This is a genomic window from Pseudomonas sp. NPDC088890 (genome assembly GCF_044900155.1).
Taxonomy (GTDB): Bacteria; Pseudomonadota; Gammaproteobacteria; order Pseudomonadales; family Pseudomonadaceae; genus Aquipseudomonas; species Aquipseudomonas urmiensis.
In genome coordinates this window covers 304,991-331,689 of record NZ_JBJDNG010000006.1, presented here as the reverse complement: position 1 = coordinate 331,689, position 26,699 = coordinate 304,991, and the positions used below count along the sequence as shown (strand labels likewise).

The 26,699-nt window shown below is 62.9% G+C and carries 24 protein-coding genes; 8 read left to right on the top strand and 16 right to left on the bottom strand.

The features are described from left to right. Position 1 precedes the first annotated feature (1 nt). The 4 genes from ACI2JX_RS15605 to pmbA form a co-directional block, all read right to left on the bottom strand. Complete coding sequence (locus tag ACI2JX_RS15605) at positions 2-463, bottom strand: DUF2753 domain-containing protein (RefSeq protein WP_264234857.1); 462 nt, start codon at positions 461-463, stop codon at positions 2-4. A 24-nt stretch (positions 464-487) separates the two neighbouring features. Continuing rightward, on the bottom strand, positions 488-1,864 hold the full coding sequence (locus ACI2JX_RS15600) for a class II fumarate hydratase (RefSeq protein ID WP_368972995.1): 1,377 nt from the start codon (positions 1,862-1,864) through the stop codon (positions 488-490). Further along, positions 1,857-2,258 (bottom strand): FagA protein, encoded by a 402-nt coding sequence (locus ACI2JX_RS15595; protein WP_264234855.1) that lies wholly within the window; start codon positions 2,256-2,258, stop codon positions 1,857-1,859. The genes ACI2JX_RS15600 and ACI2JX_RS15595 overlap by 8 nt, the downstream gene beginning before the upstream one ends. A 216-nt stretch (positions 2,259-2,474) precedes the next feature. Beyond that, on the bottom strand, positions 2,475-3,821 hold the full coding sequence (pmbA, locus tag ACI2JX_RS15590) for a metalloprotease PmbA (protein ID WP_368972996.1): 1,347 nt from the start codon (positions 3,819-3,821) through the stop codon (positions 2,475-2,477). 108 nt (positions 3,822-3,929) lie between these two features. Between pmbA and yjgA the strand changes: the two genes are divergently transcribed. Next, positions 3,930-4,451, top strand: coding sequence for a ribosome biogenesis factor YjgA (yjgA, locus tag ACI2JX_RS15585; RefSeq protein WP_186554031.1), 522 nt, complete (start codon positions 3,930-3,932; stop codon positions 4,449-4,451). A 36-nt stretch (positions 4,452-4,487) separates the two neighbouring features. On the opposite strand, the gene tldD is transcribed toward yjgA, so the two are convergent. The 8 genes from tldD to mreB all read right to left on the bottom strand — a co-directional run bounded on the left by tldD (position 4,488) and on the right by mreB (position 15,600). Beyond that, positions 4,488-5,927, bottom strand: a complete 1,440-nt coding sequence (gene tldD, locus ACI2JX_RS15580) for a metalloprotease TldD (RefSeq protein ID WP_264234853.1) — start codon at positions 5,925-5,927, stop codon at positions 4,488-4,490. A gap of 2 nt (positions 5,928-5,929) precedes the next feature. Further along, positions 5,930-6,781: a carbon-nitrogen hydrolase family protein gene (locus ACI2JX_RS15575; protein ID WP_404690426.1), complete on the bottom strand. Its 852-nt coding sequence runs from the start codon at positions 6,779-6,781 to the stop codon at positions 5,930-5,932. Between the two features lie 8 nt (positions 6,782-6,789). Next, complete coding sequence (locus ACI2JX_RS15570; protein WP_404690425.1) at positions 6,790-10,611, bottom strand: YhdP family protein; 3,822 nt, start codon at positions 10,609-10,611, stop codon at positions 6,790-6,792. A gap of 73 nt (positions 10,612-10,684) precedes the next feature. Next, on the bottom strand, positions 10,685-12,142 hold the full coding sequence (rng, locus tag ACI2JX_RS15565; protein ID WP_186554035.1) for a ribonuclease G: 1,458 nt from the start codon (positions 12,140-12,142) through the stop codon (positions 10,685-10,687). A 66-nt stretch (positions 12,143-12,208) separates the two neighbouring features. Further along, a complete protein-coding gene (locus tag ACI2JX_RS15560; RefSeq protein WP_264234850.1) occupies positions 12,209-12,808 on the bottom strand; it encodes a nucleoside triphosphate pyrophosphatase in 600 nt (199 codons plus the stop codon). Positions 12,809-12,841: 33 nt separating this feature from the next. Next, positions 12,842-13,330, bottom strand: coding sequence for a rod shape-determining protein MreD (gene mreD, locus ACI2JX_RS15555; protein WP_186554037.1), 489 nt, complete (start codon positions 13,328-13,330; stop codon positions 12,842-12,844). Continuing rightward, positions 13,330-14,385 carry a rod shape-determining protein MreC gene (gene mreC / locus ACI2JX_RS15550; RefSeq protein WP_404690446.1) on the bottom strand — a complete coding sequence of 352 codons (1,056 nt, stop codon included), beginning with the start codon at positions 14,383-14,385 and terminating at the stop codon, positions 13,330-13,332. The genes mreD and mreC overlap by 1 nt, the downstream gene beginning before the upstream one ends. 177 nt (positions 14,386-14,562) lie before the next feature. Then, the gene (gene mreB, locus ACI2JX_RS15545) at positions 14,563-15,600 is read right to left on the bottom strand and encodes a rod shape-determining protein MreB (protein WP_003255163.1); all 1,038 of its coding nucleotides are present in this window, start codon (positions 15,598-15,600) and stop codon (positions 14,563-14,565) included. Between the two features lie 200 nt (positions 15,601-15,800). Here mreB and gatC point away from each other — a divergent pair, with 200 nt between their 5' ends. The 6 genes from gatC (at position 15,801) to ACI2JX_RS15515 (ending at position 20,969) form a co-directional block, all read left to right on the top strand. Continuing rightward, positions 15,801-16,088 carry an Asp-tRNA(Asn)/Glu-tRNA(Gln) amidotransferase subunit GatC gene (gene gatC, locus ACI2JX_RS15540; protein ID WP_186554038.1) on the top strand — a complete coding sequence of 96 codons (288 nt, stop codon included), beginning with the start codon at positions 15,801-15,803 and terminating at the stop codon, positions 16,086-16,088. Between the two features lie 15 nt (positions 16,089-16,103). Further along, on the top strand, positions 16,104-17,555 hold the full coding sequence (gene gatA, locus ACI2JX_RS15535; RefSeq protein ID WP_404690424.1) for an Asp-tRNA(Asn)/Glu-tRNA(Gln) amidotransferase subunit GatA: 1,452 nt from the start codon (positions 16,104-16,106) through the stop codon (positions 17,553-17,555). 11 nt (positions 17,556-17,566) lie between these two features. Beyond that, positions 17,567-19,012 carry an Asp-tRNA(Asn)/Glu-tRNA(Gln) amidotransferase subunit GatB gene (gene gatB / locus ACI2JX_RS15530; protein WP_404690423.1) on the top strand — a complete coding sequence of 482 codons (1,446 nt, stop codon included), beginning with the start codon at positions 17,567-17,569 and terminating at the stop codon, positions 19,010-19,012. A gap of 95 nt (positions 19,013-19,107) precedes the next feature. Next, a complete protein-coding gene (locus ACI2JX_RS15525; RefSeq protein WP_186554041.1) occupies positions 19,108-19,479 on the top strand; it encodes a septal ring lytic transglycosylase RlpA family protein in 372 nt (123 codons plus the stop codon). Between the two features lie 61 nt (positions 19,480-19,540). Then, the gene (locus tag ACI2JX_RS15520) at positions 19,541-20,584 is read left to right on the top strand and encodes a calcium/sodium antiporter (protein WP_404690445.1); all 1,044 of its coding nucleotides are present in this window, start codon (positions 19,541-19,543) and stop codon (positions 20,582-20,584) included. Positions 20,585-20,594: 10 nt separating this feature from the next. Continuing rightward, positions 20,595-20,969 (top strand): carboxymuconolactone decarboxylase family protein, encoded by a 375-nt coding sequence (locus ACI2JX_RS15515; protein ID WP_264234847.1) that lies wholly within the window; start codon positions 20,595-20,597, stop codon positions 20,967-20,969. Between the two features lie 110 nt (positions 20,970-21,079). Here the strand turns inward: ACI2JX_RS15515 and ACI2JX_RS15510 are convergent, their stop codons facing one another. The 4 genes from ACI2JX_RS15510 to ACI2JX_RS15495 form a co-directional block, all read right to left on the bottom strand. After that, positions 21,080-22,444 carry an amino acid permease gene (locus ACI2JX_RS15510; protein WP_264234846.1) on the bottom strand — a complete coding sequence of 455 codons (1,365 nt, stop codon included), beginning with the start codon at positions 22,442-22,444 and terminating at the stop codon, positions 21,080-21,082. 53 nt (positions 22,445-22,497) lie between these two features. Continuing rightward, a complete protein-coding gene (locus tag ACI2JX_RS15505; RefSeq protein ID WP_264234845.1) occupies positions 22,498-23,439 on the bottom strand; it encodes an AEC family transporter in 942 nt (313 codons plus the stop codon). Between the two features lie 177 nt (positions 23,440-23,616). Further along, positions 23,617-24,177: a response regulator transcription factor gene (locus tag ACI2JX_RS15500; RefSeq protein ID WP_264234844.1), complete on the bottom strand. Its 561-nt coding sequence runs from the start codon at positions 24,175-24,177 to the stop codon at positions 23,617-23,619. After that, the gene (locus tag ACI2JX_RS15495) at positions 24,174-25,433 is read right to left on the bottom strand and encodes an ATP-binding protein (RefSeq protein ID WP_264234843.1); all 1,260 of its coding nucleotides are present in this window, start codon (positions 25,431-25,433) and stop codon (positions 24,174-24,176) included. Before ACI2JX_RS15495 ends, ACI2JX_RS15500 begins: the two co-directional genes overlap by 4 nt. 203 nt (positions 25,434-25,636) lie before the next feature. Here ACI2JX_RS15495 and ACI2JX_RS15490 point away from each other — a divergent pair, with 203 nt between their 5' ends. Continuing rightward, positions 25,637-26,353: an SIMPL domain-containing protein gene (locus ACI2JX_RS15490; RefSeq protein WP_264234842.1), complete on the top strand. Its 717-nt coding sequence runs from the start codon at positions 25,637-25,639 to the stop codon at positions 26,351-26,353. The last annotated feature ends 346 nt before the right edge of the window (positions 26,354-26,699 follow it).

Below are 26,699 nucleotides of genomic sequence, written 5' to 3'. Positions count from 1 at the left end.
GTCAGTGGATTCCGTAGGCTAATGGGCGATGAGTGACGTCCACCTGGGCAGCCAGCTCGCTCGCCTCAGGTGCGTGGCGATTGAGCAGGCGCTCGGTGCGCGGGTACTGGCCGTACTCGGCAATGAAGTTCAGCAGCTCGGTGTAGGTACGCCCGCTGTGACGCAGCGCTGCGTCACGCAGGGCCTGGGGCAGGCGCGCCTCCTGGCTGGCCTGGAGCAGCCGCTGATGCGCGGAGCACAAGTAATCGGCGCTCTCGTGCGGCTGGTTCAGGCGCAGGTGCAAATCGGCCAGGTTGTGGTGGGCAATGACGAAAGCGGCGACCGCTTCGTCGACGTCATGCCAGCGCTCGAGCAGCACCTGGGCCAGGGCCAGGGCTTGTAGGTAATGTTCCCGGGCATCGACCAGCTCGCCTTGTTCGAACAAGCGATTGGCGTAATCCGTGGTGCGTTTCCAGTGCTGCATGACGTGCCTCCAGGGCGACTCTGATCAGATGCCGCCAGCAGTGAGTTTTTCCGGATCGAGTAGCGCTTGGAGCTGATCGCGGGACAGGTCGGTGTGCTCCAGCGCCACATCGATGATCGGCCGACCTTGCTTGTAGGCGGTCTTGGCAATCTCGGCGGCCTTCAGGTAACCGATGATCGGGTTCAGCGCGGTAACCAGGATCGGGTTGCGCGACAGCGCTTGCTTGAGCTTGGCGTCGTTGACCTTGAAGCTGGCAATGGCCTTGTCGGCCAGCAGGCGGCTGGCGTTGGCCATCAGCTCGATGCTTTCCAACAGGTTGTGGGCGATGACCGGCAGCATCACGTTCAGCTCGAAGTTGCCTGACTGGCCGGCGACGGCGATGGTGGCGTCGTTGCCGATCACTTGCGCGGCGACCATGGCGGTGGCTTCCGGAATCACCGGATTGACCTTGCCCGGCATGATCGAGGAGCCTGGCTGCAGCGCCTCCAGCTCGATCTCACCGAGGCCAGCCAGGGGGCCGGAGTTCATCCAACGCAGGTCATTGGCGATCTTCATCAGCGCCACGGCAGTGGTCTTGAGCTGGCCAGACAGGGCGACAGCAGTGTCCTGCGAGCCGATCAGGGCGAACAGGTTGTCACCTGGGGTGAATTCGACGTGGGTCAGGCCGCTGAGCTGGCGGGCGAAACCTGCCGCGAACTGCGGGTGGGCGTTGATCCCGGTGCCCACGGCGGTGCCGCCTTGCGCCAGCGCTTGCAGGCTCGGCAGGGTGGCTTCGATATGCGCCTGGGCCGCCTTGACTTGCGCGCCCCAACCACCGAGCACCTGGCTCATGCGTACCGGCATGGCGTCCATCAGGTGGGTCCGGCCGGTCTTGACGTACTGGTGTACCTCAGCGGCCTTGGCGTCGATCACCTGGACCAGGTGGCGCAAGGCTGGCAACAGCTGTTCATGCAGGGCCAGTGCCGCGCTGACGTGGATGGTGGTGGGGATGATGTCGTTGCTGCTCTGCCCGCAGTTGACGTGGTCGTTGGCATTGACCTGCTCGCCCAGCACGCGGCTGGCCAAGGTGGCGATCACCTCGTTGGCGTTCATGTTCGAACTGGTGCCGGAGCCGGTCTGGTAGACGTCGACCGGGAAGTGCTGGATGAAGTCCTCGGCCAGCAGTTGCTCGACGGCCTTGACGATGGCCTGGCCTTGCGCCGGGGAGATCTGCTCCAGCTCGACGTTGGCCTTGGCCGCCGCGGCCTTGGCCAGCAGCAGAGCGCGGATGAACTGAGTCGGCATGCGCTGGCCGCTGATCGGGAAGTTGTCGACCGCGCGCTGGGTTTGGGCGCCGTACAGGGCCTGAACCGGCACCTGCAGCTCACCCATGCTGTCACGCTCGATACGGGTATCACTCATCATCAAATCCTTGCATCAGTTCATCGGGAGAAATCGAAGGTAGCAACACACAATTGGCCAATTGCAGGGCGTAAGGTTGCCACCTGAGGTTTTGCTCGCGGCGGTCGAGGTTGCGCAGGTCGAGCAATGGTCGCCAGGCCTGGTCCAGGCACTGGCAGCGCCAATGCCATGGCAGCATGCGATCGCAGGCGGTATCGAGCAGCAAGCGAAATGAGGTCAGGGCGACCGTCCATGGCGAGGTATCGGTGCAGCACACCAGATAGCGACCTTCGGCCAAGTAGTGCTCGATCAGACGCGGCTCGTCGGGTTCGAGGGCGCAGCGAATACGCCGGCTGAGCCAGCGCCAGTTTTCCAGGTAGGGCAACTCGTGGAGGACGGTTTTCATGAACATCATCGCCGGGTGCCTGGATAATGATATTCATTATTAAGTGATAAACAGAATCACTTCAAGTGCGGAGCGATAAACAAAAAACCCGGCGCGATGGCCGGGTTTGGTCTGACAGTCAGGGAAAGTGCGCGATTGAGCTTACCCTGCGATAGTGAACGCTCTGCTGACGCGCTCGTTTGAGCGGACGCTATCGCGGGGCAAGCCCGCTCCCACGAGCTAGACTCAGCTGCCTGCTACTGTCATGCGCTCGATCAGTACCGAGCCGCTGTGGATATTGCTGCGTGTTTCGATATCGCTGCCAATCGCTACGATTTGCTGGAACATGTCTTTCATATTGCCGGCGATAGTCACCTCCTGCACCGGGAACTGGATCTCGCCATGCTCGACCCAGAAGCCCGCCGCACCGCGAGAGTAGTCACCGGTGACCATGTTCAGGCCATGGCCCATCAGCTCAGTCACCAACAAGCCACGGCCCATGCGCCGGATCAACGCCGTCTGGTCTTCCTCGCCATGGGTAACGAACAGGTTGTGCACCCCTCCCGAGTTGGCGGTGCTGGGCAAGCCCAGCTTGCGCCCTGAGTACGTGCCCAGCAGGTAGGACACCAGCTCGCCGTTTTCGACGAACGGTTTGGCATAGGTCGCCAGACCGTCCCCATCGAAGGCAGCACTGCCCAACGCTCGCGGCAGGTGCGGACGCTCGTCGAGGGTCAGCCAGGAAGGGAACAAGCGCTGGCCAATTGCGCCTTCCAGGAACGACGACTTGCGATAAAGATTGCCGCCGGAAATCGCCCCCAGGAAACTGCCGAACAAGCCACCGGCAAGCTCTGCCGAGAACAGCACCGGCACTTCACACGTCGGCACCGGCCGCGCGCCCAGACGACTGGCCGCACGCTGCGCGGCACGCAGGCCGATGCTGCGGGGGTCGGCCAACAGCTCGCCCTGGCGGTTGACGTCGTACCAGTAATCGCGCTGCATCTGCCCGTCGCTTTCGGCGATCATCACGCAACTGAGGCTGTGCCGCGTGGAGGCATAGCCACCGATGAAGCCATGGCTGTTGCCATAGACCCGGCAACCCTGGTGGGTATTGAGGGTAGTGCCATCGGCGTTCTTGATCCGCGCATCGGCCTCGAACGCAGCCGCTTCACAGTCCAGGGCCTTTTCAATGGCTTGCTCGGGATCGATGTCCCAGTCGTGGTACAGATCAAGCTCGGGGATCTCCCGCGCCATCAGCGCGGCATCGGCCAAACCTGCGCACTCGTCCTCGGACGTGTGCTTGGCAATCGCCAGGGCCGCTGCAACCGTTTCGCGAATCGCCTCCGGGCCACTCGCCGAGGTGCTGGCCGAGCCCTTGCGCTGGCCAACATAGAGGGTGATGCCAAAGCCTTGGTCACGGTTGAACTCGACCGTTTCCACTTCGCGCTGGCGCACCGTGGTGGACAACCCCTGCTCCAGCGACACCGCGACCTCGCAAGCGCTGGCGCCTTGGCGACGCGCCTCGGCAACGATCGCTTCGACTTGCTCCTGCAATGCCGGCAGGTCCTTGGGGCCTATGCTCTGGACTGCACTCATGGTCTTCTCCACTCAAATTCTGCTTACGGCGAGGGTCATTCTACGACCGGGCCGGACAAGCGGCCCCCGACTGGTTATCATGGCGGCGTTTTCCAGCGGACTGCCACCATGGTTGATTCATACGACGACGCCTTCGACGGCGAAAAAAGCAAAACCCAGATCAAGCGCGAGCTGCATGCGCTGGTCGAACTGGGCGAGCGCCTGACCACGCTCAAGCCCGATACCCTGGCTCTACTGCCCCTGACCGATGGCCTGCGCAAAGCGCTGGCCGAATCGAGCAAGCACACCGCGCACGGCGCCCGCAAACGTCACATGTCGTTTGTCGGCAAGCTGATGCGCGACCAGGACCTTGACGCGATCCTCGCCCTGCTCGATCAGATCGACAGTTCGACCCGCCAGTACAACGAGCGTTTCCATGGCCTGGAGCGCTGGCGTGATCGCTTGGTCGACGGCACTGACGAAGACCTGGAGCGTTTCATCAACGAGTACCCCGAGGCCGACCGTCAGCACCTGCGTTCGCTGATCCGTCATGCCCAGCACGAAAAGGCCCGGAACAAACCGCCGGCCGCTGCGCGCAAGGTGTTCAAATACATCCGCGAGCTCGACGAAACCCAGCGCGGCCTGCGCTGAGCAACGTCATTTGGGGCTGCAGCGCAGCCCCAGAAATCACCCGCCGGTTCCGCCTACGGTAATCGCATCCAGTTTCAGCGTCGGCTGCCCAACCCCTACCGGCACTGACTGACCATCCTTGCCACAGGTCCCGACACCACTGTCCAGGGCCAGGTCATTGCCGACCATCGACACCCGGCTCATCGCCTCCGGACCATTGCCAATCAACGTCGCACCTTTGACGGGCGCGGTAATCTTGCCGTCTTCGATCAAGTACGCCTCGCTGGTGGAGAAGACGAACTTGCCGCTGGTGATATCGACCTGACCGCCGCCCAGGTTGGCGCAGTAGATGCCCTTCTTGACCGAAGCGATGATCTCCGCCGGATCACTCTCGCCCGCACGCATGTAGGTATTTGTCATGCGCGGCATCGGCAGGTGGGCGTAGGACTCACGCCGGCCATTACCGGTGACGGCCATGCCCATCAGACGCGCGTTGAGCTTGTCCTGCATATAGCCTTTGAGAATGCCGTTCTCGATCAACGTGGTGCACTCGGTCGGCGTGCCTTCGTCGTCGACGCTGAGCGAGCCACGGCGATCTTGCAGGGTGCCGTCATCGACGATGGTGCACAGGCTGGAGGCGACCTGCTGGCCAATCTTGCCGCTGTAGGCCGAACTGCCCTTGCGGTTGAAGTCGCCTTCCAGGCCATGCCCTACGGCTTCGTGCAGCAGTACCCCAGACCAGCCCGGCCCCAGCACCACAGGCAAGGTGCCTGCTGGCGCAGGCTGCGCTTCAAGGTTGACCAACGCCTGGCGAAGGGCCTCGCGGGCATACCCCATGACTCGCTCGTCAGTGAAGAAGCGGTAGTCGGTACGCCCGCCACCGCCCTGCCCGCCGCGCTCGCGACGGCCATTGTGCTCGACGATCACGCTGACATTGAAACGCACCAATGGGCGCACGTCGGCGGCCAGGCTGCCGTCAGCGGCAGCGACCAGGATGCGCTCCCAGACCCCAGCCATGCTCACGCTGACTTGCTGGATACGTGGATCGAGCGCACGCGTGGCGACATCGACGCGCTTGAGCAGCTCGACTTTCTCCGCCCGGCTAAGTACATCCAGTGGGTTGTTCGGCGCATACAGCGCAGCCACGTCCTGGCTGCGGAAGGCCTGCACCGTGCCGTTCTGGCCGGCGCGGGAGATCGAGCGGGCGGCACGGGCAGCCGAGGTCAGCGCTTCAAGGTTGATCGCGTTGCTGTAGGCGAAGCCGGTCTTCTCACCGGACAGGGCACGCACGCCCACGCCTTGGTCAAGGTTGAAGCTGCCTTCCTTGACGATACCGTCTTCAAGGGCCCAGGTTTCCGAGATCTGCCCTTGGAAGTACAGGTCGGCGGCATCGATGCCTGGCCCGGCCAGCTCGCCCAGCACTGATTGCAGGCTGTCGAGGGTCAGACCGCCCGGCGCCAGCAGATGATCGCTGACAGTGGTTAACATCTCGCTCATAGTCACTCCGAGGTGTGCGCAGGCCGCAAGGCGTCCTGCGAGAAAAAGCGCCGGTGCTTGATCACCGGCATCCGCGCCCGTATGGACGCTTGTTCATCGCTGTCACGTTCTGCCAGCAGGACGGCTTCGCCGTTCGCCTGCTGCGCGACGATTCGCCCCCAGGGGTCGACGATCGCCGCGTGACCGTGGGTTTCCCGGGGTCCGGGATGCGTGCCACCTTGCGCCGCAGCGAGCAGGTAGCACTGGGTTTCGATCGCCCGCGCGCGAATCAGCACCTCCCAGTGCGCCGCACCGGTCACGGCGGTAAAAGCCGCCGGCGCGGTAATCAGCTCCGCCCCGGCTGCGCGCAAGGCGCTGTACAGCTCGGGAAACCGCAGGTCGTAGCACACCGACAGGCCAACGCGTCCCACCGGCGTATCGGCAACCACCACCTGGCTGCCGTGGGCATAGTCATCGGACTCGCGATAGCGGCCGCGATTGTCCGCCACATCGACATCGAACAGGTGCAGCTTGTCATAGCGAGCGGCCACCTCACCCTGTTCGTCGATCAGCAGCGAGCAGGCATGCGACTTGGCCTCAGGCTGGCCGACCGGCGGCAACGGCAAAGTACCGGCGACAATCCATAACTTGAGGTCGCGGGCGGTGCGTTTCAACCAGGGCAGGATAGGCCCTTGCCCCAATGCCTCGGCGCGACCGATGGCTGCGGCGTCACGTCGGCCCATGGCGGCGAAGTTCTCCGGCAACACGGCCAGCCGTGCCCCGCCCTCAGCGGCTTGTTCGAGCAGGGCCTGGGCACGCTGCAGGTTGGCCAGAACGTCATCCTGGCTGACCATCTGAATCACCGCTGACTTCATCCCAGCTCCTAACGCGACTTTTCGAAAGGTTTCACAAAGGTGATTTTAGGCTCTTTCCACGGCCCCTCGACGCGATAATGCACGCTGGCAAACCGCGCTACCCGGTCACCGATCAACCGATCGACCAGGAATAATGCACCACCAATGGCCGGTGCCCCGACAATCAGCGCCGCCAGTGGCAAGTTATTGGTCACCGGCAGGGTCACTCGCAAGTTAGCGTCGACCCGATCGCGGACCATGTCCAGGGTGCCATCGAGCTCGAAGTTGCTCGACGGCCCGGTAACGGTGATCGGCTCACGGGTCACGTAGACCCCCTCGCTGCCCACCAGCAGGCCTTTGACCCGATCATAGGCCAAGCCCTTGTCGAACAGGTCGGAAAAGTCCAGGCGCAGGCGCCGGCCGATCGAGTTGAAGTTCAACAAGCCAAATACCCGCAAGGCCTGGGCACTGCCCTCGACTTCGACGAACTGACCGGTGCGCAGCGCGGCATCGAGGCTGCCGGAGTAGTTTTTCAGCCCCACTGCAGCCGGCGAGCCGGGCCAGCGCCCGTCGACATCCAGGCGAAAATCTCGGCTGGTCACCGTTGGCGCGAAGCCGAAGGCCTTGAGCACATCCGCCAGGTTCTTGCCGTCCAACCGGCCCTTGTACCAACTACCGGTAGCACCTGGATCGCCTTCCCAGCCGCCGCTGCCATCGATGTGCAGGCCTTTGATCTCGATATCGATATCATCGAAAGAAACCCCGCGCGTGGTGGGGCGCAGTTTCAACGCCCAGTTGCCGAACAGATCGTCGCCGCGGTACAGCTTGTCGATGGTCAGGTCCAGCGCGGGCACCTTACGCGGGTTGAACGTGGCCAGCGGATCGGGGCCATCCTCGCTCTGGCTTTCGGCAGGATCGGCAGGCGGTAGACGCAACGTCTGCAACTTGACCACCATCGGTTGCGCCTTGGCGTCGGGGATGCGTGCGTTGCCCATCACTTCGCGGCTGTCCAGGCGCAGGTCCCAGGCATTGGCAGCGCGGGCCAGGCGCACTACGGCCTGGTTCAAGTCCATACCGAAGGCCTTGAGCTTGCCGATGCTCAGGTCAACCCCTTGCAAGTTCTGCCGGGCACTGCCGCCAGGGTCTTGCCCGGCGAAGCGTTGCGCCTGCTGCTGCCAGGGCTCCAGGTCCAACGTGTCCAGCCGGCCGCGCACGCGCAGGCCCTGACCAGAAGGCACTTGCGCCTCGCCCGTGCCCAATAGCAGCTCACCGCGCCCCTGATCCAGCTTGTCGCCCGGCGCGGCATAAGCAAAGCGGGCAAGATCGCTGTAAGCAGCATCGAATCGTCGTTCGGCGCCCTGCAGGGTCATGCTGAAGCGGCTATCACGCGTCTGCTGGGCAGTCTTGCCAAACGGCGCCGGCAAATCGATGGCCAGCCCCTTGAGTGACGAATTGACGCTCAGGCGATTGTCCCGGCTGCCCAGGCTCAACTGCAGCTGATAAGGCAGCTCACCACTGGCTGGCAAGGTCTGTTTGAACTGCAGCCAGTCGGTCAGGGCCTTGAGCGCCACCTGGCCGGAGGCATTGATCCGGGTCTGCATCTGGCCAGGCTGACCTTCGGCGCTGATTTGCGCGCTGACCGGCTTGCCGAAGGCCTGCAAGGTGATGTCCTTGCCGCTCAGGCCTTTGTCGAAGTCGAAGCTGAAATCGCCTTTGAGCTTGTTCAGTTCCAGGGTTGGCGGTGCGACTTTCAAGCGTGCATCAGCGGTGGTGAAATCCACCCGCACTTTCGGCCGTTCGCCGCGTGCCAAGGGAATATCCAGTTTGACCTTGCCCTTGAGCGGCCCTTCGCCTTCCCAGCCCGCAAAGATCTCGCCAGTGCCGATCGGCGCTTGCTGGAGGATCTTCAGGCCGTCGCCAAGGCCGCCATCGAAGTCGCCCTCCAGATACAGATGACTGTGCTGGCCTTCTTCGACATGAGGAATGTCGACGCTGACATCGCTGACTTGGGTATCGAGCAACTGACCGCGCTGGGCCTTGATGCGCACGCCGCTGTCCTCGATCAGCACATCACCGGCAACGTGCTGCACCTGCGGCCAGCCAGGCTGGAAATCCAGCGCTGCATCGCGCACCTTGAAGAACAGGCTGATGCTGCGCGCCTCAGGCGTCGCGCCGTGGTTCAGCGAACCTTGATACTGGAAATAACCCTCATCGACCGTGCCTTTGACGATGGCGCTGCGCAGCCATTCATCGAGCGCCGGGCTGAGCACTTCAGGCAGGTACTTGGCGGTGTAGCGCCCGTCGCCTTCAGTCAAGCCGACGCGCAGATCCATGTAGTCTTCGCGCCCTTCTTCAAACAGCAGGCGGATGAGGAAGTCGCCAGCGATCTTGCCCTCCTCGCCGAGCACCTTCAGATACGGCGCGATCAAGGTGAAGCCTTCTTTGTCCAGGCGCCAGTTCAGCTGGGCGTTGGCCTTCTGGTAATGCCAGGGTTTGGCGAAGATCGGGTACAGGTGCAGCATGAAGGCATCGGTGTCCAGGCGCAGTTCACCTTGGCCCAGGTCGCCGGCGATGCTGCCACTGACATTCCCGGCCGCTGGAGCACCGTGATAGGCATCGAAACCGACTCGCTCCAGGTTGGCGGCAAACTGCAAACGCTGATCACCTTCGGCCTTGGGCCGGATATCCAAATGCACATTGCGCAAGGCACCTGTCACGTTCAGGCCATCGACTACCGCCATGACTTTTTCCGGTAGCGGTGCCAGGGCATTGATCAGCGGCGTCAGTGGGGTCAGGTTGAGGCGGTCGGCCTGGACGGACCAGGTTTCATCGGCAGGCGTCTGGCCCAACTGCTGGCGTGCTTGCAGGTGAGTTTCCCAGCGGGTCTTGCCGATGCTCGCCGCCAGCGAGTCGAGGACGACTGCATAACCCTCTTTATCGCGCTGGACCCACGCCGAAAGCGCCAGGTCTTCCAGGCTTACCGCTTTGCGCTGGCCATAGGCGCCGCGTAACTGCGGGGCATTGAGGCGAACCGCCGCCTGCTGCAATTGGCCCTTGCGCCAGTCGATCCACAGTTCGCCGCCGGCCTTGAGGGCGTTGGCCTGCCACTGGCCGAGCAAGCGTGGCGGCAACCAGCGCGCCCAATCGCTCTGCGGCAAGCTCAGGTAACCTTGCAACGAGCCCTCACGCCAAGCACTGGCGCTGGCGCGACTGCGCAGATTGACTGCCAGCGGCTGGCCGTCCGGCAAGGTGGCACGCAGGTCGACGGCCTGGCGCGAAGCGCCGGCCTGCATACCAAGGCTTACATAGGTGAGGGTCAGCGGGTCGCGCTGCCAGGGGTGCAGGGTCACCTGGCTGTCGAACACATCGATACGGCCCAGCTGCTGCAAGCGTTGCAGCGCTTGCGCAGGATCGAGCGGGCTATCGTCTTTTTTCGGCAGGCCTTCGAGCACCCAGGCGCCTTGCTCCTCCTCGCGCAGAATCAGCTGCAGGCCGCCCAGTTGAATCCGTGCCAGGCGAACTTCACGCGCCTTGAGGCTGGCCCACAGATCAGGCACCACCCGCACATCGTCCAGACGCAGGGCGTCAGCGCCCTCGCCCACTTGCAGATCACGCACGCGCAACACCGGTGCCAGGCCGCTCCAGCGCCCTTCCAGGGCACCTACGTGCACAGCCAAGCCCAAGGCCTGCTCGGCCTTGCTCTCTACATCAGCGCGGTATTCGGCTACTAGCGGTACCAGTTGCCGACCGAGGCTGACATACAGCGCCACCAGCACCGCCAACAGGGCGCACAGGCCCAGCCCCCAGCGGGTCAAGGCGCTCAGAACGCGGGTCAGACGTCCCATGGCCATGGCCCTCCAAGTCGTGCCTTAACTATGGCCCCAAGCGTGGTTTTCGCCAGCGGGCGAAGGGTTTCAGAACGCGTCAGAGGAGCACCACATCGTATTGTTCCTGGGAGTACATGGACTCGACCTGGAAGCGAATGGTTCGACCGATGAAGGCTTCAAGCTCGGCGACATTGCCCGATTCTTCATCGAGCAGGCGGTCGACCACCTTCTGATTGGCCAGCACTCGATAGCCCTCGGCCTGGTAAGCGCGCGCCTCTCGGAGGATCTCGCGGAAGATCTCGTAGCAGATGGTTTCAGGGGTTTTCAGCTTGCCGCGCCCCTGGCAGCCGGCGCATGGCTCGCACAGGACCTGCTCAAGGCTTTCACGAGTGCGCTTGCGGGTCATCTGCACCAGGCCCAACTCGGTGATGCCGATGATGTTGGTCTTGGCGTGATCACGTTCGAGCTGCTTTTCCAGGGTGCGCAGGACCTGGCGCTGATGCTCTTCGTCTTCCATGTCGATGAAGTCGATGATGATGATCCCGCCGATATTGCGCAGCCGCAGTTGCCGGGCAATGGCGGTGGCCGCCTCCAGGTTGGTCTTGAAGATGGTTTCCTCAAGGTTGCGATGACCGACGAAGGCGCCGGTATTGACGTCTATAGTAGTCATCGCCTCGGCCGGATCGACCACCAGGTAACCACCGGATTTGAGCGGTACCTTGCGCTCCAGGGCACGCTGGATTTCGTCCTCGACGCCGTACAGGTCGAAGATCGGTCGCTCGCCAGGATAATGCTCCAGACGGTCGGCGATCTCAGGCATCAGCTCGCCGACGAACTGGGTGGTCTTCTGGAAGGTTTCCCGCGAGTCGATGCGAATTTTCTCGATCTTGTGATTGACCAGGTCGCGCAGGGTCCGCAGGGCCAGGCCGAGATCTTCGTAGATGACAGTCGGCGCGCCGCAGGTCTGGATCTGGCTGCCGATCTGCTCCCACAGGCGGCGCAGGTAGCGGATGTCCTGGAGAATGTCTTCCTGGCGCGCGCCTTCGGCGGCGGTACGCAGGATGAAGCCACCGGCGTCCTTGATGTTCTCCTGCTCGACGCAGTTGCTGACCACCTGCTTGAGGCGCTCGCGCTCGGCTTCGTCTTCGATCTTCAGGGAAATACCGACATGGCTGCTACGTGGCATGTACACCAGGTAGCGCGAGGGAATCGACAGCTGGGTGGTCAGGCGAGCGCCCTTGGTGCCGATGGGGTCCTTGGTCACCTGCACCACCAAGGCCTGCCCTTCATGCACCAGCGCCGTGATGGTTTCCACCGCCGAGCCTTCGCGCTGGGAGATCTCCGAGGCATGGATGAACGCTGCGCGCTCCAGGCCGATGTCGACGAAGGCGGCCTGCATGCCTGGCAACACCCGCACCACCTTGCCCTTGTAGATGTTGCCGACGATGCCGCGGCGCTGGGTGCGCTCGACATGCACCTCTTGCAGGACACCGTTTTCCACCACTGCCACGCGCGATTCCATCGGGGTGATGTTGATCAGGATCTCTTCACTCATGGCAGGCTCTCGTCAAAGGTCTTGGATAATGATGGATCGCTGACCGATCCCTGGCTAGCGAAGCGTTCAATCCTCTGGCTGAGCCGCCGGCAGTTGCCAGCAGGCAATGGCGAATTGACCGAGCAGATCGGCGGTTTCGCTCAGGGGCAAGCCGACCACTGCCGAGTAGCTGCCGACCAGGCCGGTGACGAACACCGCGCCCAGCCCCTGGATGGCATAGCCACCGGCTTTGTCCAGCGGTTCGCCGCTGGCCCAGTAGCGGGCCGCTTCGTCGCTACTGATCGGGCGAAAGTGCACAGTGCTGCTGACACACAGGCTCAAGCAACGCTGGCCATCGTTCAGCGCTACCGCAGTGAGCACTTGATGCTCACGACCTGCAAGGTCGGCGAGCATGGCCAGGGCATGTTCACGGCTCTCAGGCTTGCCCAGGATGCGCCCATCGAGTACCACCGCTGTATCTGCACCGAGCACTACCGCCGGGCCTGACACCTGGCCAAGACCTGCGGCGGCCTTGGCCCGCGCCAAGCGCTCGACATAGGCCGGAGCAGTTTCACCAGGCAACGGGGTTTCATCGATGGGGGCACTGATCGTGGTGAACGGCACGCCGATCTGGGTCAGCAGTTCACGACGGCGCGGCGAGCCGGAGGCTAGGTACAGCGGGGTCATGGGACAGCTCCCTGTCAGTCGCGGCGTTGCCGGTCAGTGGATGTGCAAGCGGCGGCGAATATCGCGCAGGGCAAAGCTGATCCACGGCCAGAGCAAGGCACTGATGACCGCCGACCAAACCAGCGCCAGGGTCGGCAGGCGATTGCCAGTCAGTGCGCTCAACCACAGCTGGATCAGCTGGGCGATGCCGAAGATCACCAGGATCACCAGGCTCTGTTGCCACATAGGGAACATGCGCAGGCGCTGTTGCAACGACAGCACCAGGAAGGTGATCAGGGTCAGGATCAATGCGTTCTGCCCCAACAGGGTGCCATACAGCACGTCCTCGGCCAGGCCGAGGATGAATGCCGTGGTCATGCCGACCTTGTTCGGCACTGCCAGCGCCCAGAACGACACCAGCATGGCCAGCCACATCGGACGGAAGACTTCCATGAACTGCGGCATCGGCGAAACGCTGAGCAGCAGGCCAATGACGAAGGTCAGCCAGATGAACCAACCGTTCTTACTGCGCGAACTGGCCATCAATGCCTCCCAGGTTGGCTCGGCGCCACAGGCGCCGCTGCCGGATTGACGGGGGCTGCGCCCTGGGTAGCAGGTGCGGCCGGAGTTGCCGGCGCGGCACCTGTCGGCGCAGCGGGGGCCGGGGCGGCGGCGGGCGCAGTAGACGGGCTACCGCTCAGCGGAGCCGGTGTCACACCTTTACGGTCGGCTTCCTCCTGGGCGATCGCCGCCTCGGTGGCGCGCTCTTCCGGTGTACGCCGGTCACTGAACACCAGCAGCATGTAGCGGCTGCGGTTCAGCGCGGCGGTAGGGATGGCGCGGACAATGGCAAACGGCTGGCCGGAGTCGTGGATCACTTCGTTGACCGTCGCCACCGGGTAGCCTGCCGGGAAGCGCTGGCCCATGCCCGAGCTCACCAGCAGGTCGCCTTCCTTGATGTCGGCGGTATCGGCGACATGCCGCAGCTCCAGACGCTCCGGGTTACCGGTGCCACTGGCGATGGCGCGCAGACCGTTGCGGTTGACCTGCACCGGAATGCTATGGGTCGTGTCGGTCAGCAGCAGGACCCGCGAGGTATACGGCATCAACTCGACCACCTGGCCCATCAGGCCACGGGCATCGAGCACCGGCTGGCCGAGGAACACGCCGTCGCGCTCGCCCTTGTTGATCAGGATGCGGTGGGTGAAGGGATTAGGGTCGACCCCGATCAATTCGGCGACCTCGACCTTCTCATTGACCAGTGCCGAGGAGTTGAGCAGCTCACGCAGGCGCACGTTCTGCTCGGTCAGCGCGGCCAGCTTCTGCAGCCGCCCTTGCAGCAGCAGGGCCTCGGTCTTGAGCTTCTCGTTCTCGGCGGCCAACTCGGTACGGCTGCCAAACTGACTGGCGACGCCTTGCCACACGCGCTGCGGCAGGTCGGTCAGCCAATAGGATTCCATCAGCACCAGCCCCATCTGGCTGCGTACCGGTTTGAGCAAGGCAAAGCGCGAGTCGACCACCATCAGCGCGACCGACAGGACCACCAGCACCAGCAGACGAACGCCCAGCGAAGGGCCCTTGGAGAAAAGCGGTTTAATGGGCCGTTCCTCGTGGACGACGATTCAGGAGGTCATTGGACATGGAACAATGCACCGGCCTGCTGCAGGTTGACGTAAACAGCGCCCAACGGACGCCAGCCCAGCGCATACAGGTAGCACTGCACGTGCCACCTGTAAACCGGGCGATCATTACCGAACGTTGGACAACGCCGTGGATCACTCGCTGGAGAGCAGGTCCATGGCGTGTTTGTCCATCATTTCCAACGCGCGGCCGCCGCCACGGGCGACGCAGGTCAGTGGGTCTTCGGCGACGATCACCGGCAGGCCGGTTTCCTGCGCCAGCAGCTTGTCCAGGTCGCGCAGCAGGGCGCCACCACCGGTCAGCACCAGGCCGCGCTCGGCGATGTCCGAGGCCAGCTCAGGCGGCGACTGCTCCAGGGCGCTCTTGACCGCCTGAACGATGGTCGCCAGCGACTCTTGCAGGGCTTCGAGCACTTCGTTGGAGTTGAGGGTGAAGGCACGTGGCACGCCCTCGGCCAGGTTACGGCCGCGCACGTCGACTTCACGCACTTCGCCACCTGGGTAGGCGGTGCCGATTTCCTGCTTGATGCGCTCGGCGGTGGATTCGCCGATCAGGCTGCCGTAGTTACGGCGCACGTAGGTCACGATCGCTTCGTCGAAGCGGTCGCCGCCAACACGAACGGACTCGGCATAGACCACGCCATTGAGCGAGATCAGGGCGATTTCAGTGGTACCACCACCGATATCGACGACCATCGAACCACGCGCCTCTTCGACCGGCAGGCCCGCACCGATAGCGGCAGCCATGGGTTCTTCGATCAGGAACACTTCACGTGCCCCGGCGCCAAGGGCCGACTCACGGATGGCGCGGCGCTCGACCTGGGTCGATTTGCACGGCACGCAGATCAGCACACGTGGGCTGGGCTGCAGGAAGCTGTTTTCGTGGACCTTGTTGATGAAGTACTGCAACATTTTTTCACAAACGCTGAAGTCGGCGATCACGCCGTCCTTCATCGGACGAATGGCAGCAATGTTGCCAGGCGTACGGCCCAGCATGCGTTTGGCTTCGGTACCGACGGCGACGACGCTTTTCTGGTTGCCGTGGGTACGGATGGCAACAACCGAGGGCTCATTCAGGACGATACCGCGCTCACGCACGTAAATAAGGGTGTTGGCAGTACCCAGGTCGATGGAAAGATCGCTGGAAAACATGCCACGCAGTTTCTTGAACATGGGAAAGTGACCCTGGGGAAAGCGTGGGTAAAAAAGTGCGGCAAACTCTAACAATGGCAGGGATTTTGGGCAAGGAGCCAATATGTTAAATTGGCAGTTTTCCGAGCAAGCCTGCAGATGATCGCGGCCCTTTGACCGCCAAAATGCTGGCATGTTCCTGATCGCGGACCTAATCCGTTTTGTTTCCCTGGAGATCCCCAATGGCGCTTCAACGCTCCGACGTGGAAAAGATCGCCCATCTGGCCCGATTGGGCCTGAATGAAGGCGAACTGCCACGCATCACCGATGCCTTGAACAGTATTCTCGGGCTGGTCGACCAGATGCAAGCCGTCGACACCAGCGGTATCGAACCTCTGGCCCACCCCCTGGAGGCCAGCCAACGCCTGCGCCCCGACCAGGTCACTGAAAGCAATCAGCGCGATAGCTATCAGGCCATCGCCCCATCGACCGAAAACGGTCTGTACCTGGTTCCGAAAGTCATCGAGTAAGGGATAGCACCTGCCATGCATCAATTGACCCTGGCCGAGATCGCCCGCGGACTCGCCGACAAGTCGTTTTCCTCCGAAGAGCTGACCGGCGCCCTGCTGGCGCGGATCAAGCAACTCGACCCGCAACTGAACAGCTTCATCAGCGTCACCGAAGACCTGGCCCTGGGCCAGGCGCGTGCCGCCGACGCCCGCCGCGCTGCGGGTGAAGCTGGTGCGCTGTTGGGCGCGCCAATCGCCCACAAGGACCTGTTCTGCACCAACGGCGTACGCACCAGCTGCGGCTCGAAGATGCTCGACAACTTCAAGGCGCCGTATGACGCCACCGTGGTCGCCAAGCTGGCCGAAGCCGGCATGGTCACCCTGGGCAAGACCAACATGGACGAGTTCGCCATGGGTTCGGCCAACGAATCCAGCCACTATGGCCCAGTGAAGAACCCGTGGAACCTCGAGCACGTGCCTGGCGGCTCGTCGGGTGGCTCCGCCGCTGCCGTGGCTGCACGCCTGCTGCCGGTGACTACCGGCACCGACACCGGCGGCTCGATCCGCCAGCCGGCAGCGCTGACCAACCTCACCGGCCTCAAGCCGACCTACGGCCGCGTCTCGCGCTGGGGCATGATCGCCTACGCCTCGAGCCTCGACCAGGGCGGCCCGCTGGCGCGCACCGCCGAAGACTGCGCACTGCTGCTGCAAGGTATGGCCGGCTTCGACGCCAAGGACTCGACCAGCATCGATGAGCCGGTGCCGGACTACAGCGCCAACCTCAATGCGCCGCTCGAGGGCCTGCGCATCGGCCTGCCGAAAGAATATTTCGGTGCCGGCCTCGACCCACGCATCGCCGACCTGGTCCTGGCCAGCGTCAAGGAGCTGGAAAAGCTCGGCGCAGTGGTCAAGGAAATCAGCCTGCCGAACATGCAGCACGCGATCCCCGCGTACTACGTGATCGCCCCGGCGGAAGCTTCCTCCAACCTGTCGCGTTTCGATGGCGTACGCTTCGGCTACCGCTGTGAAGACCCGAAGGACCTCACCGACCTGTACAAGCGCTCGCGTGGCGAAGGCTTCGGCACCGAGGTGCAACGGCGGATCATGGTTGGTACCTACGCGCTGTCGGCCGGTTACTATGACGCCTACTACCTGAAGGCGCAGAAGATCCGCCGCCTGATCAAGAACGACTTCATGACGGCTTTCGAGCAGGTCGACCTGATCCTTGGCCCAACCACGCCGAACCCGGCCTGGAAGCTTGGCGCCAAGAGCAGCGACCCGGTCGCCGCCTACCTGGAAGACGTCTACACCATCACTGCCAACCTGGCGGGCCTGCCGGGCCTGTCGATGCCAGCCGGCTTCGTCGAAGGCCTGCCAGTGGGCGTGCAGCTGCTGGCGCCGTATTTCCAGGAAGGCCGCCTGCTCAACGTCGCGCACCGCTACCAGCAAGTCACCGACTGGCACACCCGCGCCCCCAACGGCTTCTGAGGAATTCACACATGCAATGGGAAGTTGTGATCGGGCTGGAGATTCATACCCAGCTCGCCACCCAGTCGAAGATTTTCTCCGGCAGCGCCACCACCTTCGGTTCCGAGCCGAACACCCAGGCCAGCCTGGTCGACCTGGGCATGCCTGGCGTACTGCCGGTGCTCAACCAGGAAGCCGTGCGCATGGCCTGCATGTTCGGCCTGGCCATCGATGCCGAAATCGGCCAGCGCAACGTCTTCGCGCGCAAGAACTACTTCTACCCTGACCTGCCCAAGGGCTATCAGATCAGCCAGATGGAGCTGCCGATCGTCGGCAAGGGCCACCTGGACATCGCCCTGGAAGACGGCACCATCAAGCGCGTCGGCATCACCCGTGCGCACCTTGAAGAAGATGCTGGCAAAAGCCTGCACGAAGACTTCAATGGCGCCACCGGGATCGACCTGAACCGCGCCGGCACGCCGCTGCTGGAGATCGTCTCCGAGCCGGACATGCGCAGCGCCAAGGAAGCCGTAGCCTACGTCAAGGCGATCCATGCGCTGGTGCGTTACCTGGGCATCTGCGACGGCAACATGGCCGAAGGCTCGCTGCGTTGCGACTGCAACGTCTCGATCCGGCCGAAAGGTCAGGCCGAGTTCGGCACCCGCTGCGAGATCAAGAACGTCAACTCGTTCCGCTTCATCGAGCGCGCGATCAACAGCGAGATCCAGCGCCAGATCGACCTGATCGAAGACGGCGGCAAGGTTGTCCAGGAAACCCGCCTGTACGACCCGAACAAAGACGAAACCCGCTCCATGCGCAGCAAGGAAGAAGCTAACGACTACCGTTACTTCCCCGATCCTGACCTGCTGCCGGTGGTCATCGAGAACAGCTTCCTCAAAACCGTCCGCGCCGGCCTGCCGGAGCTGCCGCCACAAAAGGTCGAGCGCTTCCAGAGCCAGTATGGCCTGTCGGCCTACGACGCCAACGTGCTGGCCTCCAGCCGTGAACAAGCGGACTACTTCGAGCAAGTGGTGAAGATTGGTGGCGACGCCAAGCTTGCCGCCAACTGGGTCATGGTCGAGCTGGGCAGCCTGCTGAACAAGCTGGGCGTGGAGATCGACCAGGCGCCGGTCAGCGCCGAACAGCTCGGTGGCATGTTGCTGCGCATTCGTGACAACACCATCAGCGGCAAGATCGCCAAGACCGTGTTCGAGGCCATGGCGGCCGGTGAAGGCGATGCTGACAGCATCATCGAGAGCAAAGGCCTCAAGCAGGTCACCGACACCGGTGCGATCGACAAGATGCTCGACGAAGTGCTGGCGGCCAACGCCGAGCAGGTCGAACAGTACCGCGCGGCCGACGAGGCCAAGCGCGGCAAGATGTTCGGCTTCTTTGTCGGTCAGGCGATGAAAGCGTCCAAAGGCAAGGCCAACCCGGGGCAAGTGAACCAATTGCTCAAGGCCAAGCTCGAAGGGTAAGCCCAATCACGGGGCAAGCCCGCTCCCAGGTGAGCTCTACGCTCATGCGGGAGCGGGCTTGCCCCGCGATGACTCACTCAGGAGCACCACCCAGAATGCGGCGTAGCCTCAGCGCCCTGGCGCTTTTCTCCCTGCTGGCCGGCTGTGCCAGCCACGATATCGACCCTCGCGGATACGACACCAGCGGCACCGCCTCCTATTACGGCTCACGCCACCACGGCAAACGTACCGCCAGCGGCGAACCGTTCAACCAACATGGCCTGACCGCCGCCCACCGCAGCCTACCCTTCGGCAGCCGGGTACTGGTCACCAACCTGGCCAACCAGCGCAGCGTCGTGGTACGCATCAACGACCGCGGCCCACACACCCGCGGCCGACTGATCGACCTCTCCCGCGCCGCCGCAGAAAAAATCGGCATGATCCGTAGCGGAACCGCGCGAGTCCGGGTACAAGGTCTGAGCGACTGATCCGACTGGAGCCCTGACCATTTTCGACCTGGCCACCCTTCCCACTTTCAGCCTTCTGCAACTGGGCTTCGGCTTGCTATTGCTGGTGCTCGGCGCCGAACTGCTGGTGCGCGCCGCCCTGCGCCTGGCAACTCGTTTGCACGTGCGGCCACTGATCATCGGCCTGAGCCTGGTGGCGTTCGGCAGCACCGCACCGCAACTGACCGTGAGCCTGCAGGCAGCCTACCAGGGCGCGCCGGATGTGGCGGTCGGCAGCGTGATCGGCAGCAACATCTTCAACGTGCTGGTGATCCTTGGCCTCGCCGCGCTGATCATCCCTCTGCGCGTCTCGCGCCAGTTGGTGCGGCTGGATATCCCGCTGATGGTTGCCGCCAGCGCCTTGGTCTACCTGCTAGCAGCCAACGGCCAATTGGGGCGACTGGAGGGGCTGCTGTTGGTGATTGGCCTGGTCGGCTATCTGGCGATGCTCTGGCATCAGTCCCGCCATTATGCCCGCACCTATCCCGCACCCGGTCCACTGCCAAGCAGTTCTGGGCGCTTCTGGACCGGCGCCGTGCTGCAGATTCTGCTCGGCCTGGGGCTGTTGAGTGTGGCTGGCCACCTGCTGCTGGAGGCTGCCGTCGAAGTCGCGACCGACCTGGGGCTGTCGGAGCGGATCATTGGCCTGACCGTGGTCGCCGTCTGCACCTCACTGCCGGAGCTGGCTGCCGCACTGATCGCCGCCCTGCGCGGCGAGCGCGAGATCGCCGTAGGTACGGTGATCGGCAGCAACCTGTTCAACCTGTTGGCGGTGCTGGGCGTCACTGCCCTGGTCACCCCTGCCCCACTGTCGATATCGCCCAACGCGCTGGACTTCGACTTGCCGGTGATGCTCGGCGTCGCCGCCTTGAGCCTGCCAGTGTTCTATTCAGGCTACCGCGTCACCCGCGCCGAAGGGCTGGTGTTCCTCTGCCTGTACCTGGCCTACGGCCTGCACGTGGTGACCTTCACCACCGGCATGCCGCTGGCCGGGCGGCTGGAAAACCTCATGCTGTTCTATGTCCTGCCAGTGCTTGGGGTGATTCTGCTGTACACCACCCTACGTGCCTGGCGCCGCCAACACTAAGGAAAACAACATGGCCGATGCAGCAAAGACTGGCGAGCAGGTCCGCCGCCAAGTAATGGGCGACGCGTTCGTCGATCGCGCACTGAACAACGCCACCGATTTCACCCAGCCCTTGCAGGATTTCGTCAATGAACATGCCTGGGGCAGTGTCTGGTCGCGTGACGGCTTGCCGTTGAAGACCCGCAGCCTGATCACCCTGGCGGCCCTGACTGCACTGAAGTGCCCGCAAGAGCTCAAGGGGCATGTGCGTGGGGCGCTGAACAATGGCTGTACGGTGGAAGAGATTCGCGAGGCGTTGCTGCATTGCGCCGTGTATGCGGGGGTGCCTGCGGCGATTGATGCCTTCCGTGCTGCGCAGGAAGTGATCGACAGCTACGAAGGTTAAGGTGTCAGGGCCGGCCCTATCGCGGGGCAAGCCCGCTCCCACGCAACCTATGTGACCCCATAGAATTACCGTGGGAGCGGGCATGCCCCGCGATAGGGCCGACGCGCTCTTCAGCCCTTGGCGGCTTGACGTTTTTTCTTAAGGTGGAACGCTGCACCCAGCACCGCAATCCACACCGGAATCAGCATCACCGAAATACGAATCGGCGGAGTCAGGTACATCACCACCAGAATCAGCACGATGAACGCCAGGCACAGGTAGTTGGTCACCGGATGCCCCCAGCTACGGTAGAACGGCGTCTCACCCGACTCGATCTTGGCCTTGCGGAACTTCAAGTGGGTAATGCTGATACTGGCCCAGTTGATCACCAGCGCCGACACCGCCAGCGCCATTAGCAGGCCGAAGGCCTCGCCTGGCATCAGGTAGTTGATCAGCACGCATAAGCCGGTGGCCGCTGCCGACACGCCCAGTGCCGTCAACGGCACACCGCGGCGGCTGACCTTGAGCAGCTGGCGTGGCGCATCGCCCTGGCTGGCCAGACCGAACAGCATGCGGCTGTTGGCATACACGCAGCTGTTGTACACCGACAGCGCGGCAGTCAGCACCACCACGTTAAGGATCGTCGCCACCAGGTCGCTGTCCAGTTCATGGAAGATCATCACGAACGGACTACCGCCCTGCACCACTTTTTGCCAGGGGTACAGCGACAGCAGAATCGCCAACGCGCCGATGTAGAAAATCAGGATGCGATAGACCACCTGGTTGGTAGCCTTGGGGATGCTCACCCGTGGGTTGTCCGCTTCGGCTGCGGTAATACCGACCAGCTCCAGGCCGCCGAAGGAGAACATGATCACCGCCAGGGCCATGATCAAACCAGTGACGCCATTGGGGAAGAAACCGCCGTACTGCCACAGGTTGGCCACGCTGGCATCCGGGCCGCCATGGCCACTGGTCAGCAGCCAGGCGCCAAAGCCAATCATGCTGACAATGGCAATCACCTTGACCAGCGCGAACCAGAACTCCAGCTCGCCGTAGACCTTCACCTGGGTCAGGTTGATCAGGTTGATTGCGACGAAGAAGATCGCGGCCGTGGCCCAGGTGGGGAAGTCTGGCCACCAATACTGCACGTAGATGCCCACGGCAGTCAGCTCGGCCATGCCCACCAGTACATACACCACCCAGTAGTTCCAGCCTGAGACAAAGCCGGCGAACTCGCTCCAGTACTTGTGGGCAAAATGGCTGAAGCTGCCGGCAACCGGCTCTTCGACCACCATCTCGCCGAGTTGGCGCATGATGAAGAAGGCCATCAGGCCAGCGATGGCATAGCCCAGCAAAACGGACGGACCGGCCAGCTGGATGGTCTGGGCGATGCCCAGGAACAGCCCGGTACCGATCGCCCCGCCCAGCGCGATCAGCTGGATATGGCGGTTTTTCAGCCCGCGCTGTAACCGCTCAGGCGTGTTCTGGTCTTGCATGAAGTGTCCTTTGGTCAGGAGGCAGTGTTATTGGAGTTGTTTGCAGTCAGGATCTAGATCCATCCGCCCCACTGCAAGATAAAGATGCCGATATTGGTGGTGATCGCTGCCATTAGCGTGGTGATCACGATGATCGACGCCGCCAACTCATGGTTGCCATTGGCCGCGCGCGCCATGACATAACTGGCCGCAGCCGTTGGGCTGCCGATGTACAGGAACAGGATGCCCAGCTCGGCACCGCGGAAGCCACACAGCCAGGCGCCCAAGGTGCCCACCAGCGGTAGCCAGACCATCTTCACCAGGCTGGCGTCGATGGCCAGCTTGCCACTGTCGCGCAGCGCCGCCAGCGACAAGGTGCCGCCAATGCAGATCAGCGCCAGCGGCAGGGTCATCTGCGCCAGATAGTCGCCGGAGGTCAGCAGCCAGTTGGGCAGTGGCACCTGGGCGTAGGCCATCGGCGTGGCCAGCAACACGCTGATGATCAGCGGGTTGCTGAAGATATTCTTGCAGATGCTCCATGGATCGGACTTGAGGTCCGGGCTGTACACCGCCAGCACCACCGCCGACAGCGAGTTGTACATGAGGATCACAAGGCCCGCGAGCACCGCGCCCAGCGAGATGCCGTAGTCGCCATAGAGGCTGGCGGCCAAGGCCAGCCCGATCACGCCGTTGTTGCCGCGAAATGCGCCTTGGGTATAGATACCGCGCTCAGCCAGCGGCGCCCGCCAGATAGCCAGGCCCCAGGCCATGGCGAAGCCGACCAGGGTAACGGCGATGAAATAGAGGATGACGCCGGGTTTGATCGCTGCTTGCAGGTCGGCGTGGTAGATACCGAGAAACAGCAAGGCAGGCATGCAGACGTTGAACACCAGCGAAGAGGCGACTTTGTTGAAGTTGTCGTCGATCAGGCGAATACGCTTGAGGAGTACGCCCATGAACAGCATGGCGAACACCGGTGCGGTGATGTTCAGCGTCTGGATGAGAAGGGCGAGCATTCGCGAGCGGTCCTAGGGGTTGTCGTTAGGGCGCTAATGATACGCGAGCTGCGCAAGGTGCGGGCATTTGCCTGCGATAAAAGGAAATACCCTTCAGACTCAGCTGGTTTTTGTGGCGCCTGGATCGGCTCGCAGGCGGGACAAGGCCCTCTGCCAACCGATCCAAGCGCTCCACACTCAGCGGCGAACCGGGCGCTTTTGCAGCTTGCGCTGCAGCGTGCGCCGGTGCATGCCCAGCGCTCGTGCGGTGGCAGAGATGTTGCCCTCGTGCTCACCTAGCACGCGCTGGATGTGCTCCCACTGCAGGCGATCCACCGACATCGGGTTCTCCGGCACCAGCGAATCCAGGTCGGCATGCTCAGACAGCAACGCCGCCAGCACATCATCGGCATCGGCCGGCTTGCACAGGTAGTTGCAGGCGCCGCGCTTGATCGCCTCGACTGCCGTGGCGATGCTCGAGTAACCGGTGAGGATCACCACGCGCATTTCCGGATCCATCTCCAGCAGCTTGGGCAGCAGCACCAGCCCTGAGTCGCCGTCCATCTTCAGGTCCAGGGCGGCGTAGTCCGGCAGGTCGTTCTGGGCCAGGAGCAAGCCCTCCTCAGCGGAGGATGCGGTGCTCACGCGGAACCCGCGGCGGCTCATGGCACGGGACATGACCCGAGTGAAGGTGGCGTCATCGTCTACCAGCAACAAATGCGGCAGCTCTTCGCCTTCAACCTGAATTTCATCGCTCATCGTTCATCTCCTCGCTTGCCATAGGGCAGGCGCAGCTCGGTAAGGGTGCCGCCCTGCTCATGACTATAGAGTTTCACCGAGCCGCCCGCACGGGTAACGCTGGCCTTGCTCAGGAACAGGCCAAGGCCGAAGCCCTTGCCCTTGGTGGTAAAGAAGGGTTTGCCGATTGCCTCGGCAATGGCCGGGGGAATCCCCGGGCCATGGTCGCGGATGCTGATAATGATGTCCTGGTCGTCCCAGTCCAGACGCACTTCCAGGTCATCCGGGCAGGCATCGGCAGCATTGTTCAACAGGTTCAACAGGGCCTGGGTGAGGTCCGGCGGCGGCGTCAGCTGCGGGACCTGGCCATCTTGCAAGCGCTGGAAGCGGTAGCTGGCTTCCGGACGCATCAGGTGCCAGCGGTTGAGTGCTTCGTCCAGCCAGGCAGTGACATCTTGCTTGACGATGGCCATGCGCCGATTGGCCTCGGCGGCGCGCACCAGTTGTTGCAGGGTCTGCTTGCACAGCTTGACCTGGTCCTGCAGCACGGCGAGGTCTTCCTGCAACTGGGCGTCGTGGTGATCCTGGCGCATCTCGTTGAGCAGCACGCTCATGGTCGACAGCGGCGTACCCAACTCGTGGGCAGCACCGGCCGCCTGGGTGGCGACCGCCAGCAGTTGCTCGTCTCGCAGGCTTTCTTCGCGGCGCTCACTGCGCAGTTGCTCCTGGCGGCGCAGCTCCTCGGCCATGCGCGCGGCAAAGAAGGTGATCACCGCGGCGGCCAGGGCGATGCTCAGCCACATGCCATAGACCTGCATCTTGTCGCGCGCCAGCGGCAAGGTTTCCAGCGGGTAGAACTGCACCAGCAACAGGCTGTAGGCCGCCAGGGCGAGGCCGGAAAGCACCAGCGAGTAGATCCACGGCAAGGTCACCGCAGCGATCGCCAGCGGCACCAGGTAATAGGACACGAACGGGTTGGTCGAGCCACCGGAGTAGTACAACAAGACACTGTGGATAAATAAGTCGCAGGCCAGCTGGAAGGCGTACTCAAGCTCGGTGACCGGCAACGACAGGCGCAAGCGCAAGGCGGTGAAGGCACACAGCAGCGAAGACAGGGCGAGCGTTACCACCAGCGACAGCCAGGGCAGCGGTAGCAGTTCGGTCCAGTAGGCAACGCCTACCGAGCCTGCTTGAGCGGCCAGGACCAGTACGCGAATGACGGTCAGGCGCCAGAGGTTCTGACGGGTAGCGGACAACGGTTGTGCGGCAGCGAGCATGAGCTCTCCTGATGAGTGCTCCAGGAAAATCGGCTGGAGTATACCGAAGCCGGGCCCCTCGCTGCAGTGATGCGGCAAAGCGCCACACTTTGTCACAGGTTGATGATGGCATTTGTGAACCCACTACACTGTTGCCGGTCTGATGGGCCATGCGTGGAATGGAACGCCAATCTCCACGCCTTCAATTCGCCAAGGAGTTACTCATGCAAATCCCTCGTCGCGGCACTGCCCTGATTCTGTCCTGCGGCCTGCTGGCCAGTCTGCCTGCATTGGCAGCCGATGAGCCACGTTACAACCAGGTGTCGCTGCGCGCTGAAGTGAGCAAGGAGGTTGCCCGCGACCTGATGGTCGTGACCCTGTACAGCGAAGCCCAGAACAGCGACCCGGGCAAGCTGGCCAAGGAGATCACCGAGACCATGAACAAGGCCGTGCAACAGGCCCGCCAGGTCAAGGAAGTGAAGATCAGCCAGGGCAGCCGCAACAGCTACCCGGTGTATGACAGCAAAGGCCAGAAGATCACCGGCTGGCGCGAACGCGCCGAGCTGCGCCTGGAAAGCGCCGACTTCCCAGCCCTGTCCAAACTCACCGGCGAGTTGCTGCAAGAGCTGAAGATGGGCGGCATGGACTTCTCCATTGCGCCGAACACCCGCAAGACCAGCGAGGACGAGCTGCTCAAGGATGCAGTCAACGCCTTCAAGGCTCGCGCACAACTGGCCACCGAAGCGCTTGGCGGCAAGGGCTATAAAGTGGTCAACCTGAACCTCAATAGCAGCGGCTATCCCCGCCCTTACCTGCGCAGCGCACCGATGGCGATGAAAGCGATGGGAGCTGACGAGGCGGCGCCGGCACCGGATATTGAAGCCGGTACCAGTGAAGTCAGCATGAATGCCGATGGCTTGATCGAAGTGCAGATGCCTTGATCGGCTGAGTCTTGGGTATTTTTTGGGGCTGCTGTGCAGCCCTTCGCGGGTAAACCCGCTCCCACAAGGCTAGCGCTGTTCTGAAGAGAAGTGCTGAACCCTGGGGGAGCGGCTTGTTAAGGCACCGTCCCTAAAGCAATGGTCGCAAAGGGCCTGCTTACAGAGTTTTAAGATCCTTCCTACGCACCTTTAGGGTGCATCCCTATTGCATTCTGCCCTCGAAATATTCGGCAAAATGCCAGCATTTCCCCCTCGCAAACGATCAACTTCGGCGAAACTTACATCGATGCGACATTGATGTACGCCCGTACCACTTTTTTGACGCCAGCTATCCTTCATGGTGTTG